This is a genomic window from Pseudomonadota bacterium, assembly GCA_039818985.1.
Classification (GTDB): domain Bacteria; phylum Pseudomonadota; class Alphaproteobacteria; order Sphingomonadales; family Sphingomonadaceae; genus Alterisphingorhabdus.
On sequence record JBCBSU010000001.1, the window covers coordinates 34277 to 49275 of the forward strand.

The 14999-nt window shown below is 60.6% G+C and carries 13 protein-coding genes; 3 read left to right on the plus strand and 10 right to left on the minus strand.

Annotated elements, in window-relative coordinates; all coding sequences use genetic code 11:
* The 3 genes from AAFX04_00160 to AAFX04_00170 all read right to left on the minus strand — a co-directional run bounded on the left by AAFX04_00160 (position 1) and on the right by AAFX04_00170 (position 2295).
* Positions 1–807: a hypothetical protein gene (locus tag AAFX04_00160; protein ID MEO1043834.1), complete on the minus strand. Its 807-nt coding sequence runs from the start codon at positions 805–807 to the stop codon at positions 1–3.
* Positions 808–974: 167 nt separating this feature from the next.
* A complete protein-coding gene (locus tag AAFX04_00165) occupies positions 975–1724 on the minus strand; it encodes a Bax inhibitor-1/YccA family protein (protein MEO1043835.1) in 750 nt (249 codons plus the stop codon).
* Between the two features lie 139 nt (positions 1725–1863).
* Complete coding sequence (locus tag AAFX04_00170; GenBank protein ID MEO1043836.1) at positions 1864–2295, minus strand: CBS domain-containing protein; 432 nt, start codon at positions 2293–2295, stop codon at positions 1864–1866.
* 283 nt (positions 2296–2578) lie between these two features.
* Between AAFX04_00170 and AAFX04_00175 the strand changes: the two genes are divergently transcribed.
* Complete coding sequence (locus AAFX04_00175; GenBank protein MEO1043837.1) at positions 2579–2875, plus strand: hypothetical protein; 297 nt, start codon at positions 2579–2581, stop codon at positions 2873–2875.
* Between the two features lie 21 nt (positions 2876–2896).
* Here the strand turns inward: AAFX04_00175 and AAFX04_00180 are convergent, their stop codons facing one another.
* The 6 genes from AAFX04_00180 to hisS form a co-directional block, all read right to left on the minus strand.
* Positions 2897–4426, minus strand: a complete 1530-nt coding sequence (locus AAFX04_00180) for a hypothetical protein (GenBank protein ID MEO1043838.1) — start codon at positions 4424–4426, stop codon at positions 2897–2899.
* Between the two features lie 116 nt (positions 4427–4542).
* Positions 4543–5994, minus strand: a complete 1452-nt coding sequence (locus AAFX04_00185; protein MEO1043839.1) for a DUF4139 domain-containing protein — start codon at positions 5992–5994, stop codon at positions 4543–4545.
* Between the two features lie 180 nt (positions 5995–6174).
* Positions 6175–6756: a DUF4167 domain-containing protein gene (locus AAFX04_00190; GenBank protein ID MEO1043840.1), complete on the minus strand. Its 582-nt coding sequence runs from the start codon at positions 6754–6756 to the stop codon at positions 6175–6177.
* 291 nt (positions 6757–7047) lie between these two features.
* Positions 7048–7905 (minus strand): peptide chain release factor N(5)-glutamine methyltransferase, encoded by an 858-nt coding sequence (gene prmC, locus AAFX04_00195; protein MEO1043841.1) that lies wholly within the window; start codon positions 7903–7905, stop codon positions 7048–7050.
* On the minus strand, positions 7905–9002 hold the full coding sequence (gene prfA / locus AAFX04_00200; protein ID MEO1043842.1) for a peptide chain release factor 1: 1098 nt from the start codon (positions 9000–9002) through the stop codon (positions 7905–7907). The genes prmC and prfA overlap by 1 nt, the downstream gene beginning before the upstream one ends.
* A 67-nt stretch (positions 9003–9069) precedes the next feature.
* Positions 9070–10401 carry a histidine--tRNA ligase gene (gene hisS / locus AAFX04_00205; GenBank protein ID MEO1043843.1) on the minus strand — a complete coding sequence of 444 codons (1332 nt, stop codon included), beginning with the start codon at positions 10399–10401 and terminating at the stop codon, positions 9070–9072.
* Between the two features lie 133 nt (positions 10402–10534).
* Between hisS and AAFX04_00210 the strand changes: the two genes are divergently transcribed.
* Both AAFX04_00210 and ppa read left to right on the plus strand, forming a co-directional pair.
* Entirely contained in the window at positions 10535–12505 is a 1971-nt protein-coding gene (locus AAFX04_00210) for a peptidase M61 (protein MEO1043844.1), read from the plus strand.
* A gap of 58 nt (positions 12506–12563) precedes the next feature.
* Positions 12564–13103 (plus strand): inorganic diphosphatase, encoded by a 540-nt coding sequence (gene ppa, locus AAFX04_00215; protein MEO1043845.1) that lies wholly within the window; start codon positions 12564–12566, stop codon positions 13101–13103.
* A gap of 16 nt (positions 13104–13119) precedes the next feature.
* Here ppa and AAFX04_00220 read toward each other — a convergent pair whose 3' ends face one another.
* Complete coding sequence (locus tag AAFX04_00220; protein MEO1043846.1) at positions 13120–14991, minus strand: diguanylate cyclase; 1872 nt, start codon at positions 14989–14991, stop codon at positions 13120–13122.
* Positions 14992–14999 lie beyond the last annotated feature (8 nt).

Consider the following 14999-nt stretch of genomic DNA (forward strand, 5'->3'; position numbering starts at 1 on the left):
TCAGCCTGGTGGCTGAACCTGCGGTGCAGCCGAATTGTCACTGGCTGGTGCCGGAGGGCCGAAAGGATTGTCCGGCAGCGGCTCACCGCGCGTGCCATCGAGCCCGTCAACGGCCTGCATCCGCGTCGGCGCGCCCTGGCCATATATCGCGTTCCATGCCGCCAGATCGGTTTCATATTGCTCATAAGCGACGAAGAAACGGTCGAAAATCGATTCGAGCTGCGGCAGGGCGTCAGCAGCGAAACGGGTCAGTTCGTTCGACGGCACTTCGAGCGAGCGGCGGCCGAGGAGAAATGCGCTCTCGCAGAATTCGTTCCTGACCGGAGGTAAGGAGAAGAAGTTATAGACCCGGGTGGTGTGGGTATCGCGGACACGGCGGTAATTATTGCCATGTTCGCGGCGATATTTGCGTTCGATTGCGGTGTTGGCGGTTTTCAATATGCCGCGATGGGTCTGGAGAAACCGGTTATATTCGTCGGCCATGGCGAAATACTGGCTGGCCTGACAGTTGAGCGCGGCAACATTATAGGCGGCACGGAAATGCCACAGCGTTTCCAGCTCGCCAAGACCGCGATTGGGTGTCAGCCTGAGGCCATCGGCACCGACAGCGGGGATTGCCATGGCCGCGGTGGCACCAAGTGGCGGGGTCGGCTGTGGCGGCGGGGTAAAGACCGGCGGTGGTGGCGGGGGGGCCTGGACCACCACTGGTGGCGGTGGCGGTGGCGGCGTTGCACATGCCGCAACGGCTGCGGTCAATGCCGCGATAATGACCAGCTTTGCTTTCCTCAGGCCCATGATATCCCTCATTATGTCTTGTTGCGGCCATTATGCGACCGTCATGGTTAACCGTTTATTGCCAGGATCGATGATAGGCAAGCGCCGCTGCCTATTGGCACTGTCCAGCGCACAAAAAAGCCCGGCAATCTGGGATTGCCGGGCCAATATGACTTTACGGATCTTTCGCTTATAAATGCCTATTCCTGACTGCTGAGCAGGAAAAGCAGGTTGCGGAACATGGCCATGAAGGCGATGTACAGCATCAGTGCACCCATGATCACCACCTTGTTCTGGCTCTCGGTGCCGGAAACATAGGCATAGACGCTTTTCAGCCGCTGCGTTTCATAAGCAGTCAGCCCGGCAAAAATGCCGATCGAGATGAAGCTCAGCACATAGTTCATGGTGGACGAGCCTGCGATCCAGTTGATCAGGCTGGCAACGATCAGGCCGATCAGGCCCATCAGCAGGAAGCTACCCCAGCCGGACAGGTCTTTCTTGGTGGTATAGCCCCACAGGCTAAGCCCGGCAAAGGCCGCCGCAGTAGAGAAGAATGCGAGCGCTATTGTCGTCCCCGGTATAAGGGCAAAGACCAGCGCCATGCTAAGTCCGGTAAGGGCGGCATAAAGCCAGAACATCACCTGCAGCGCTCCGGCGGAGAATTTCTCATAGCCGAAGCTCATGGCCAGGACGATGGCCAGGGGGGACAGCATGATTGCCCACATCAACAGGCCACCATTGAAAATCACAGGCACCAGTCCCGATCCTGCGACCACCATGGCGATGATGCCGGTGAACAATACACCGCTTGCCATATAGTTGTAGATTGACAGCATATAGCTGCGCAGTCCGGCATCGAATGCCTCGCTGCGGATATCGCCGGGTGCGCCGACATAGGGTGATCCGGACTGGCTCCCCCGGGTCAGGCGTGGATCAAAGCGATCGGCCATAATGGTTATACTCCTCAACGTCGGCACAATTGCCGATTTCCTACCAATATCGCGATTTTTGCGCGATTTTCAAGCGAAACACCATGAAATTGGCTCAGGGAGTTCTGCCTTTTATCGAAGTTTCATGCGCAATAGCGCATTAACCATGCTGGATGTAATCCCGCATTGCCGCAGCTTCCGCCTCTATCTTGTCGATACGGAACTTCACCAGATCGCCGATCGAGACGAAACCGACCAGCCGCTCATTATCGACCACCGGCAGATGGCGTATGCGCCGCCGGGTCATCAGCGACAGCGCCGCCAGTACACCGGTATCCGATGACACGGTGACCGCGGGTGTGGTCATCGCCTCTTTCACCTCGCTGTCGAGAATGGCGTCGCCCTGATCGGTAATGCGATAGACCAGGTCGCGTTCGGAAAATATACCCTCGACCTTGCCATCGCGCAGCACCGGGACCGCGCCGATGCGGTGCTTTGCCAGCAAGGCGACAACCTCGCGGACGGTATCACTGCAATCGCAGCTGACGATGTCATGATCTCCATGGTGCTCCAAAATGGCCGAAATGGTCATGGCTTTGTCCTCTCTTTCAAAGCTTCTCCCCTGCAAGGCCTGTGGTCATGCGTGCGATTGTTCCAGCATGGCGCGACGACTCGCGGTCTTTGCGTCGCCATGGTTTCATGAATAGCGGCTTTTGTAAAAGTACCGCCATTTTGGCGGTCGGGCCGGTCGGGCCATGGCATCACCGGCTGATCCGGGATTTGGTTGGCAGCGCCCGCTCCAGCGCCTATATCGGCACGGCATGATGCTGTGCGATGCGGCATCGCCCCCGTTCCGCAACAACCGGATAAACGCAGTGACCAAACGCTCCAATCTCGATGATCCCGAAGTCGCGGCCCATGCCTGGGCGCGTTATTGGCGGATCATGCGCTTCATGGCGCTGTTGACGCTGATATGCGTGGTCATCGCGCTGGCGATATTGTTCGCGCAATATGGTTTTGTCTCGATCCATCTCTACATCGCCGCATCGCTCGGCATTGGCGCGACGATGCTGGTCACCGCAGCGCTGATGGGGCTGGTGTTCCTGTCCAGCGGCACCGGCCATGACGAGGCGATTGACGAGCGGGTCGATGCCGGCTGGAATGACGAATAGGCCCGCTAAGGGCGGACAAATTCATCCGCGGTCTTCATCATACACACGATAGCGCAGGCTGACCTCGGCATTGGCGGGGATGGTGGTGCGCCAGACGGTCCTGCCATCACGCTCAAAGGTGCGTTCGCTGATCTTGCGATAGCTATATTCGGGATCGCGGTAGAATTCGCTCTCAAAGGTGATGGCGACCGGATTGGCGTTGGTGATGGTCAATATATGGCTGCTCCAGTTCTTGCCGCCCTTGCCGCCCCGTTCGATTATATAATCCACATTATCCGCTGCGCCGAGGGTCAGTTCGACCTCCTCGCCGACCGCCTTGTCGGTCATGCTATCTTCGCCGACCAGCTGGCGCAGCCCCAGGGCTTGCTGGAAGAACGCAAACTGCCCTGAGGGCAGCGGCTCGCCCAGCCCGTCTTCGCGCTCATTCTGCATGCGGAAAATGCGGTCAACATCGCCATAGACATAGTCTCTCTCGATGAAGAGCCGATAGACGATCTCGCCTTTGACGTCGGTTTTCTGGAGGAAAGCGACCTGCTTCTGGCTGTTGGCGGCAACGGTGGTCGGGAAGGGGATGCGGTAGAGCTTGAGATCGCCCAGATCTTCCTGCTCGGCACGACGGGCACCGGTGACAACAATATCCATTGCCGCTTCCGCCATCTCCATCTGCATCGGCGCGGAGCGGGGCATCATCATTGGAGGCGGAGGTGGCGGTGGCGGCGCAGGCAGTGCATAGGGCCGGTAGCGATAGCCTTCAAACGCGCCGGTGGTGCCTGCCGGCCAGCACTGATAGCGCACCGGGCGGCGGCCTTCGGCGAACAGCGTATTGGCATAATCGGTGTCGCGAAACACGGTGCCGGCAATGGCATTGGTATTGGCATCGACAAAGCTGGTGGCATCGCCCGAGGCCATGGTCATCCAGCCCAATATGTCGACGCTGTCGCCATCATCATCAAGCTCGGCGACATAATTGGCCTGCCAGTCGAAATTCTGCGTCAAATAGGTGAGCATGACGGTGTAGCGCCCGCCCGGCTGGTCACCAATGGCAACCGAGAGTGTCGGCTTGGCCGAGAGGTTTTCCGGTGCCCGGTCGAACAGCAGCGTCTGGTTGAGGCCGGTACAGGCGACCGCCTCGAAACCGGCGGCGGTCTGGATCATCAGCCGCTCGGCACCGGATCGGATGATCGCGCTTTCCTCGGTGACCGCACCGCTGGCCGGGTCGGTGCGGCGCAGGGTGACACGCTGGCCGGTAAAATGGTCGAGCAGACCGCGCTGGGTCAGCAGCCGGGCGTCCTGATTCTTCTCCTCGATACCAATGCCCTTGACCAGCGCGCTGGCGGGATCGATGCCGCTGGCGACGCCCTCAAAACGGATGGTCGCCGGGCCAGCGGGCAAGGTGATGCTGCGGGTCTCGCTGATCAGCGCAAAGCCCTCAAGATAATCGAGGTCCAAGGTTGCATCGGGGCCGCGATCATTATCACGATAGATCGACACCTCGACCGCATCTGGGCCGTCGGATGTGACCACCGTCTGCGCCGCAGCAAGAGCGGGCATAAGTAACAGGATCGTCATTGCGAGGAGCCGAAGGCGACGCGGCAATCCAGGGACACATGAGATGCTCTGGATTGCTTCGCTTCGCTCGCAATGACGGCTAGAGGTCATTGGTCTCATCAATACCGGGTATCGAAAGTGACGGTCAGCACCGTTTCGCCATTGGCGGGCACCGGCACCTGCCAGACGCGGGTGTCATTGTTGCGCTGCTTGCCGGGGATGCTTTCGCTCGGCACTCTGGTATCGGCATAATAGCCGCCCAGCCCGGTCTGGGCGAGATCGACGGTGACCGTGCGGTTGCTGGCATTGGTCACGGTATAGCGCATTTCGGTGCGGTAATATTGCCGCTGCCGCTCGATAGTGGCGGTCTCGCTGGTGCCGTCCGACCGGGTGATGCGATAGCGCGCGGTGCGTTCCCATTCATCCGAAGCGATACGCGAGCGGTTGACCACCACAGGTTGCACCTTGATGTCGAACGCCTCGCCGGTGACCAGCGCCAGCTCCGATCCGCCCGGCGTATGGCCGATGCCACTTTCGCCGACAAATTGCGCATTGCCGCGGGCATCACGCTGATAGACGCGCACCGTGCCGGCCGGCAGCGCATCGCCAAGCCCGCCTTCGCGGCTGGTCGAGAATTTCAGCACCGAGGATACGCTTTGCGCCTCGTCGCTGCTGCGCCGCCAGCCATTGGTGAACTGATAGCCGCGTGCCGCCGGTGCCCCGGCAACATCGAGGAAACTGACCTGTTTCTGTTGCGCATTGGCGATGGTGGTGCGCTTTTCCAGCGGATAGATATAGAAATCGCCGAGCCGCTCGCGATTGGCGGTTTCGGTGCCCGGGCGATTGCCGCGCGGCGATGACCGGCGGCCCCGGCTCTGCCGTACCTGGCCGACACTGCCGGCCACCAGCAGCGTGCGGGCATTGGTAAAGCTGGTACCGGTATTGTTGGTCAGCGTGATCCAGCCCTGGACATCGATGCTGTTGCTGGCTTCATCGAACAGCGCGACATAATCGGCATTCCAGCCCAGGCCCTGGGAGAGATAGCTCAGCGCCAATGGCCTTGTGCCGCCGCGTGCGGCATCGAGGGTGATCGAAAGCGTTGGCTTGGCCCGCAAATTGGGCGGGATGCGGTCAAAAATGACCCGCACCGGCAGGCCGTCGTCGCGCAGCACCTCGATACGGTTGCCGATTTGCAGCACCACGCCACCATTCACCGCCAATACCTTGGCGCGCTCGCGGGTCTCAGCACCGGTGGCCGGATTGGTGCGCAGCAGCGTCACCTGCTGCCCCACAGCCTTGGCCATCAGCGCGCCCGGGGACAGCAGGTCATAATCGAAATTCTGCTCGACAATGCTGAAGCCGTCGCCGTTGAGCGTTACCGTCTCGGGGCGAATCTGGGCCGAGACATCGGGGAAGGGGATACGGGTGACGCCGCGCGGCACATTGACCTGCCGTTCGTCACGGATCAGCGCCTGGCCGTTATTGTAAATGGTGACCGAAATATCGCCCTGGGCGCTGGCTTCGGTCGGGGCGGTTTGCGCCGCCAGCGGTATGGGACCGGAAAGTGCCATCAGCGCAGCGAATGCGGTGGTGGCAGTGGCGGTTTTGGCGATGCTGGAACGGCGCATATATGTCTCCCCTTGTTGCGCTATCATGCCGTAACGATGGCGACATGAACAAGAGGAAAATCATACTGTCAGAATCACCTGGCGCGCGGCGGTGCGGGCGAATTCACACCGCTAAAGACAGGCTTATTCGGCTGCTACGGCTTCTGCCGCATCATCATCGGATGCGGCCTTGCGGCGCCGCGGCGCGCGTTTCTTTGGTGCCGGCTTGGTGTCGTCATCCCCGGCGATGGAGGGTGGCAGCGCATCGAGGTTGAGACCGCTATCCTCATTGCCGGAATCGGCCTCGGCAGCCTGTTTCGGTTTGCGCGAACGGGCCGGGCGGCGGCGTGGTTTGGAATCGTCGGATTCGTCACCGGCATCATTGTCCTGAGCCTGCTGGTCCGGTGCCCGGTTGTCGGCGCTCTGTTCCTGCCGCTCCTGACGCTCTTCCTCACGCTTTGCGCGTGCTTCTTCCTGCCGCGCCTTATTGTCGGCGAGGACGCGGAAATAGTGATCGGCGAACTGCATATAATATTCATAATTGACCCGGTCGCCGGCCATCTGGGCATCATGCGCCTGCTTCTTGTATTTTTCCATCAGCTGGTTGGCATTGCCGCGTGCCCGGCTGTCGATACGGTTGCCGCTGTCGACACCACGATTGCCGCCGCTATTGCGGTTGTTGTTGCGACCGCGACGGCGGTTCTGTCCCCGGTTATTGTGATTCAATGTTCGCCAATCCTGTTTTGCGTGTTGTTGGGCGATGTCCGTCCAGCGGATCTTCAGGAGCCATTATCGGGTCATGCATGACCGCCGCAGCACCAAGCAATGGCCCGTAGCGCCAAAATGCGTTGTGTCCGACAGGCTGTTGTGCCGACTACATGTCATGCAGATACGTCAATGGGTCCAGAAAACATCCTTCATTGTCGGGACCAGCCAAGACAGGAACCACATGGCTATCGCTGTCTTGCTGAAACAAGGCCTAACGGGCGATGACGGGCTTGCCAAGCGAAAAATGCATCATAGGCTGCTGCTATCATTGTGTGCGACAAGCAGAAGAGCGCGGGGATGTCCGGCAAGATCATGACGCAGATGCGATATAAAACCACTTTCTCGGGCAATTTTGCCGACGGCTTCTGACTGCGTCGCGCCGATCTCGAAAATCGCGATGCCACAATCTGTTAGCAGCCTGTGCAGCTCCGGGATCAGCCGTCGATAGTCATCCAGCCCGTCGCTACCGGCAAACAGCGCCTGATGCGGCTCATAATCGCGCACCTGCGGTGCCAGCTGTGCATGCTCCTCGACATAGGGCGGGTTGCACAGGATCAGGTCGAAATGCCGGTCGAGTGTGCTCCAGGCATCAGCACCGGTCCAGTCGAATCGTCGAAATTGCGCGCGATCGGCCAGTTGCAGGCGTGCCGCATTGTCCTTGGCGATGCCGAGCGCTGCAGCCGACCGGTCGAGACCCAGCCCCTGCGCTTGTGGCCATTCGGACAGTGCGGCGAGCAGCAGCGCACCCGACCCGGTGCCGAGATCGAGGATATGCCTGGGCGCCTTTCCGCGGAAATGCGCAGTGGCTGCAGCGATGAGCGTTTCGCTGTCATTGCGCGGGATCAGCACATCAGGAGTAACTTGCAGCGGCAGGCTCCAGAACTCGGCTTCGCCGGTAATATAGGCCACCGGCTCATGCGCCAGCCGTCGTAACAGCAGGGCACCGAAAATATGCGGTGTAGCCTGCTGCATATGGTTGAGCAGCAAGGTGCCGCGATCCACGTCGAGCGCGTGTGCCATCAGCAGTTCGGCATCGAGGCGCGGGGTTTCGCTCACCGTCTCGAGCTGTGCAGCGGCATCGCGCAACATATCGGCGATACTCGGCATTATTCCGCCGCGAGATTGGCGAGGCGTTCGGCCTGGTCCTCGGCGATCAGTGCATCGGTCAGCTCGTTCAGCCCCGGCCCCTCGAGGATTTCGGTGAGCCGGTGCAGCGTCAGGTTGATCCGGTGATCGGTGACGCGGCCCTGCGGGAAATTATAGGTGCGGATGCGCTCGGAACGGTCGCCCGAGCCGACCATCGATTTGCGCGCTCCGGCCTCTTCCTCGGCGATACGCGCACGCTCCTGCTCATAGAGTCGGGCGCGCAGGATTTTCATCGCCTTGGCCTTGTTCTTGTGCTGCGATTTTTCGTCTTGCTGGCTGACCACCAGGCCGGTGGGGATATGGGTAATGCGCACCGCGCTGTCGGTGGTGTTGACGTGCTGACCGCCCGCGCCCGAGGCGCGGAACACATCGATGCGCAGGTCATTGTCATTGATCGCAACATCGACATCCTCGGGCTCGGGCAGCACCGCCACGGTGGCGGCCGAGGTATGGATGCGGCCGCCGCTCTCGGTCACCGGCACCCGCTGCACCCGGTGCACGCCGCTCTCGAATTTCAGCTTGGCGAACACCCCGGTGCCGGTGACATTGGCGACGACTTCCTTGTATCCGCCCTGATCGGCGGCATTGGCGCTGATCATCTCGACCCGCCAGCCCTGATCGGCGGCGAAACGCTCATACATGCGGTAAAGGTCGCCGGCGAACAACGCCGCCTCGTCGCCACCGGTGCCGGCGCGGATTTCGAGCATTGCCGGGCGGTCATCGGCGTTGTCGCGCGGCAGGAGTTTGAGCGCCAGCAGCCGCTCAGCCGAAGGCAGGCGCTCGCCAATATCCGCCTTCTCCTCTTCGGCCATCGTCTTGATTTCCGGATCCTGCCCGGCTTCGCTGATCAGCCCGTCAAGCACCTCCAGTTCGGCACGCAGCCGCCGCACTTCTGCCGCTGCCTTGGCGACCGGCTCGACCTCGGCATATTCTTTCGACACCGCGACAAAAGCATCGCCCTCAAGCGTGCCCGAAGCCATTTTGGCCTCCAGCTCGGCAAAACGCGCCTCGATCTGGGCAATGCGCTCGGCGGAGATATGCGGGGTGGTGGATGTCATGGAAAGAGTTTCAAACTTTCGTCATTCCCGCGGAGGCGGGACTGACGAATTGTTTTAGAATGACAAATCATAGCGGCCACAGATCGGCGTCCCAGCCTTGTGCCGTTTGTTCCAATACGGCCTTCTGCACTTTGCCTTCCATTGCTTGATAGATTGGAGATTTTTCTGCATCAGAAACCATCACCTCTCCATACTCTTTAGGTCTAAGCCTAATACGTCCTATCATCCCATCTTCGAGTAAGTGATCGGTAATAACTGCAGCATACTTCGGGTTTAATTTTAGCGCTTTATCATAGCGCTTCCGTGCGGAGCCGGAGAAAACAGATTCGGCTACATACCCAGCATCGCGATAAGACTTCAGAACGCATTGTGCGAACTCTAACGAAGTTTTCGACTTACCATCCCAAATAACGGCGATATCAAGGCGCGGTGGCGTTACGCCCTCCACCAGCATAGCCAGCCGCTCAATCCCAGCCGCCCAGCCGACAGCCGGCGTATGCGGGCCGCCGAGATTTTCGATCAGCCCGTCATAGCGCCCGCCGCCGAGCACCGTGCCCTGTGCGCCGAGCCGGTCGGTGACGAATTCAAAGGCAGTGTGACGATAATAGTCGAGACCGCGCACCAGCCGGCTGTTGCGGGTCCAGGCGACACCGGCGGCATCGAGTCCGGCGGTAACGCTGGCGAAAAACTGCCCCGCCTCATCGCTCATAAACCGGTCGATATCGGGGGCGGCATCGGCAATCGGCCGGTCGCGTGGGTCCTTGCTGTCGAGGATGCGCAGCGGATTGCGCTCGAGCCGGTCCTGCGAGTCTTCGGACAGATCGCCGCGATGCGCGGTAAAATGCGCCACCAGCGCGTCGCGCCAGGCATTGCGCGTCGCCGCATCGCCCAGCGTATTGAGCTGCAGCGTCACGCCCTCGGTGATGCCCAGCTCTTTGAGCAGCTGATCGGCCATCACCAGCAGCTCGACATCGGCCTGCGGCTCCGCAGCGCCGATAATTTCGGCATCGATCTGGTGAAACTGGCGATAGCGGCCCTTTTGCGGTCGCTCATAGCGGAAGAGCGGCCCGTGCGTCGCCAGCTTGAGCGGCGCATGCTGCTGCCAGCCATTGGTGAGATAGGCCCGGGCAATGCCGGCGGTGAATTCGGGGCGCAGGGTGATCGAGTCGCCGCCGCGATCATCGAACGTATACATTTCCTTGGAAACCACATCGGTGCTCTCGCCAAGCGAGCGGGCGAACACCCCGGTGGCCTCGATCACCGGCAGTTCGGCGCGGCGGAAATTGTACAGGCGGCGCACCCGCTCAAAGGTCTCGACGACATGGCCGAACCGCTCCTGCTCGTCGCCGAAAATATCCTGGGTACCCCGGACCGCGCCGGGGATATCATGCTTTGCCATCGTCTTCCATGTCCAAATTTCTGCGCGCTCTAGCGTGTTTTTTGCAAATTCCAAAGGCTCGCTTTATGGGTTTTTTGCACCCGGTATATCCGCCTTGCCACCATTTTGCCCTGCTTCATCGAAAGTTTCCCCGATGTCCCTTGCCCGTTCTGCGCTGTCCTTTGCCGTTCTCGCCCTGTCAGCTGTATCATTCTGGGGCGCAGGCATTGCACAAACGCAGCAAGGCAACAGCAAGCCGGTCGAAGAGCCCTATATAGACCGCGTGCCGCTGGCCGAGGACCGTCCTTTTCCCGGCACGATCCAGCTGAAAATCGACGCCACCGATACCGAGCGGGGGATTTTTCAGGTCGAGCAGACCATCCCGGTGCCGCAACCGGGCACCTTTACCCTGCTCTATCCCGAATGGCTGCCGGGTAATCATGCGCCGCGCGGCGAGATTGAGAAGCTGGTCGGACTCAGCTTTTCTGCGGGCGATATTCCGCTGGCATGGGAGCGTGACCCGACTGATATTCACGCCTTTCATGTTACCGTGCCTGAGGGGGCGGCGGCGATTGTCGCGCAGTTCCAGTTCACATCGGCGACAAAACCGTCCCAGGGGCGGGTGGTTGTCACCCCCAGCATGATGAACCTGCGCTGGCATGCCATGTCGCTTTATCCGGCCGGCTATTATGTTCGCAATATTCCGGTGCGGGCGACGGTGACCTGGCCCAAAGGCTGGAAGGCCGGCACCGCGCTGCGCCCGACCGAGACCCGCGGCGACACCGTTACCTATGGCAGTGTGGATTATGACACGCTGGTCGACAGCCCGGTCTTTGCCGGCCGATATTTCAAACGCTGGCGGCTGTCGGACCGGGTGTGGCTCAATGTCGTTGCCGACGAGGCGGAGTTTCTCGAGGCCAGTGCCGAGCAGATTGCGGCGCATCGCAAGCTTGTCGCCGAAGCGGTCAGCCTGTTCGGCAGCCAGCAATATGATGAATATGACTTCCTGCTGGCGCTGACAAAGGAGATGGGCCGGATCGGCATCGAGCATCACCGATCGAGCGAGAATGGGGTCAACCCCGAATATTTCACCGAATGGGACAACGGGCCGGGGCGTCGCGGCCTGCTGCCGCATGAAATGACGCATAGCTGGAACGGCAAATATCGTCGTCCCGCCGGCATCTGGACCCCGGACTATCGCACCGTGAAACGCGACAATCTGCTCTGGATCTATGAGGGACAGACCCAGCTATGGGGCTATGTGCTTGCCGCACGCTCTGGCCTGATCTCGAAACAGGATACGCTGGCGGCGCTGGCATCGGTGGCGGCGTCGCTCGATCTGCGCAGGGGGCGCCAGTGGCGACCGCTGGCAGACACCACCCATGATCCGGTGATTGCGGCGCGCAAACCCAAGCCATGGACCAGCTGGCAGCGCTCCGAGGATTATTATAATGAGGGGATGATGATCTGGCTCGAAGCCGACCAGATTATCCGCCGTGACAGCGGCGGCACCAAATCGCTGGAAGACTTTGCCAAAGCGTTTTTTGGCGGCCGTGATGGCGATTGGGGTGTCGTCACCTATGACTATAGCGATGTCATCGACACGCTCAATCAGGTGCATTCCCATGACTGGGAGGGGTTGTTTCGCCAACGGGTATTCTCGACCACCAGTGAGTCCCCGAAAAATGGCCTGACCCTGGGCGGTTACCGGCTGGTCTATAGCGACAGCCAGAGCGACTATCTGCGCGCCAATGAGAGGCGCGGCAGATTTTCCGATCACAGCTACAGCCTTGGCTTTTCGGTCGGCGCCGGCGGAGATATCAATTCGGTGATATGGGATTCGCCGGCCTTTCGTGCTGGCCTGACCAATGGTCACAGGATCGTCGCGGTCAATGATGCCGATTTCTCGTTCGAGGCGCTGAAAATCGCGATCAGGGGCACCCAGGGACGCAACAGCAGCCCGGTCCGGCTGCTGGTTAAAAAGGGCGAGCGATACAAGACAGTAAGATTGGACTATCGCGGTGGCCTGCGCTATCCGCGCCTCGTCAAAACCGGAGACGGCGCGGGTGGCCTTGACATGTTGCTTGCACCGCAGACCGGCGACATCGCCGAAAGTGAAGGCTAGAGCAGATTTCCGGCGCCGCTTTACATGGCCTGCGCCTCATGAGGAAAGACGAACAGACATGCGCATCAGCGAAATTCCCGTGGGCAAGAACCCGCCCAATAACGTCAATGTGATCATCGAAGTGCCCACCGGGGGCGAACCGGTGAAATATGAGTTCGACAAGGCTTCGGGTGCGATCTTTGTCGACCGCATCCTGCATACGCCGATGCGTTACCCCGCCAATTATGGCTTTGTGCCGCATACGCTCTCGCCCGATGGTGATCCGCTCGACGCGCTGGTGGTCGCACGCTCGCCCTTCATGCCCGGTGCGGTGGTGCGCGCTCGGCCGATTGCGGTGCTCAACCTGGAAGATGAGCATGGTGGCGACGAGAAGCTGGTCTGCGTCCCCGACACCGCGACCTTCCCTTATTATACCAATGTCCGCGAGCGCGAGGACCTGCCCGAAATTGTGTGCCAGCAGATCGAACATTTCTTTACCCATTACAAGGACCTGGAAGCCGAGAAATGGGTGCGTGTCGGCAAATGGGGCGGTGCTGAAGAAGCGCGGCAGATCGTGCTGGAAGCGATGGACCGGGCCAAGGAAAAAGGCGAAGCCTGATGCTTGTTAGCGCCGGTTAACCGGCTCCGGCCGGCTTTGCCGGGCCGCGAAGGTCGGGCAATTGGTTTGCCTCGGACTCGATGATGGTTTCATCGTCACCGGCTTCAGCCGGATCACCGGCATAGCAGATTCGGTTGCGCCCCAGATTCTTGGCGCGATAGAGCGCCCGGTCGGCGGCGCGATAATGGCGGTCGAAATCGGGCGCGTCGCTGCCCGGGTCGATTTCGGCAACGCCGATGCTGACCGAGAGCGCGCCGACCGGGTGACGCGCATCGCCGAAGCGGGTCTGGGCGATGCTGTCCTTGATGCGTTCGGCAAATTGATGCACGCCGTCGCTGTTGCTGCACCTTGCAAGAATGGCGAATTCCTCGCCACCGAAACGGGCCAGCACATCATCCTTGCGACAGCACAGGCGCAGCATATCGGCCAGCTGCATCAGCGTGACATCGCCGGCTTCATGGCCGAAACGGTCATTGATCTGCTTGAAATGGTCGATATCGACAAGGATCAGCGCGGTGGTGCGTGATGGCGCGCGATGATTGCTCTCCAGCGCGCGGAAATGCTCCATGAAGCCACGCCGGTTCATGATCCGGGTCAGTGGGTCGGTGCGCGCCAGCAGTGCCTCGTTCGCGCCGACCTCGAGTGCCAGATCATGACGCTGACGCAGCTGCCACGCCTTGATGCCGACAATGGCGCTGGTCACCAGCACTTCAAGCAGCACCGCAAGATGAAAGCCGGCATCGAATATCGGTGCATCGTCGAGCCAGCCCAGCGCGCGACCAAGCCGCAATATGGCGATGACCAGAAAACCCGACAGGCCGAGGATGAGAAGCATGGCCATGCGATCACCGCGCATTGCCGCGATGACGAGACTGATCAGTACGGTGAGCACCATCAGGCTGTAAAAGCCGTGGAATATCTGCGGCCCGATCAGCGGCCAGCCCGGAGCGATCAGAATCACCAGCAGCGTCGCTACCATGCTGGCCATGCCGATGGCCGGCAATGCGGTGCGGGCGCGGGGGCCGAGCTTTATCGGATCGCACAGCGAGCGCACCAGCATGCAGATAGCAAAGCCGAATATCGGCAGCAGCAGATGCACTGCGACCGACCGGTCGATCATGGTGGCACCGGGGACCAGATCGAAAATCAGACCGGTCCAGAAGATCTGGCTGGCCAGAATCGAAACCAGCATCAGGCTGTGAAACAGCACGAAGCGCTGGCGCAGGGTAGCGAAGAACACGATATTGAGCAGCAGCGGCCCGAAGATCAGCCCGGCAAACAGCGCGCTCAGCACCTGCTGGCGCTGGCCTGCTGCGATGTCCTGATCGGCTTCCCATATTTCGAGATCGGAGAGATTGGTAGGATCCCAGGGCCGATCGACGCTGACCAGCAACAGGTCCGGACGCTCTCCGTCCGGGCCGAGTAATGGCGCCGCCACCGCCCAGGGCGCGCGCCAATTGGCGGTCATGCTGGCCTGGTCATGACGGGTGGAAACCCAGCGACCATCGGAGAGCCTGCGATGAATGACAATGTCGCCATGGCGCGCGGTGCGATAACGCAGCACCGGATTGCGAAACCCTGCCTGCGCTTCGCTGATATCGGCGAGCAGCCAGAAATGATCGGTGGCCTTTTGCAGCTTGTTCGAAGAGCAGTCAAAGCTGTCGCGCATCGCGGCTACCGTCTCGGGCATGGCATCGCCATCTCCGGCCAGGGTGCACATGCTGGCGGAAAGGCGGACAGGATTGGCGGCCTCCTGCACGAGCTGTGCCGCGCCGCGAGACGGAAGCGACAGCAACAATATGCAGATAAATGCTACGACAATGGCCCAGATGGCATGGCCTTTGCCGCGATCTTTCTCGCCTCTATTGTTCGCGCTCGCAAATATCACCGAATATC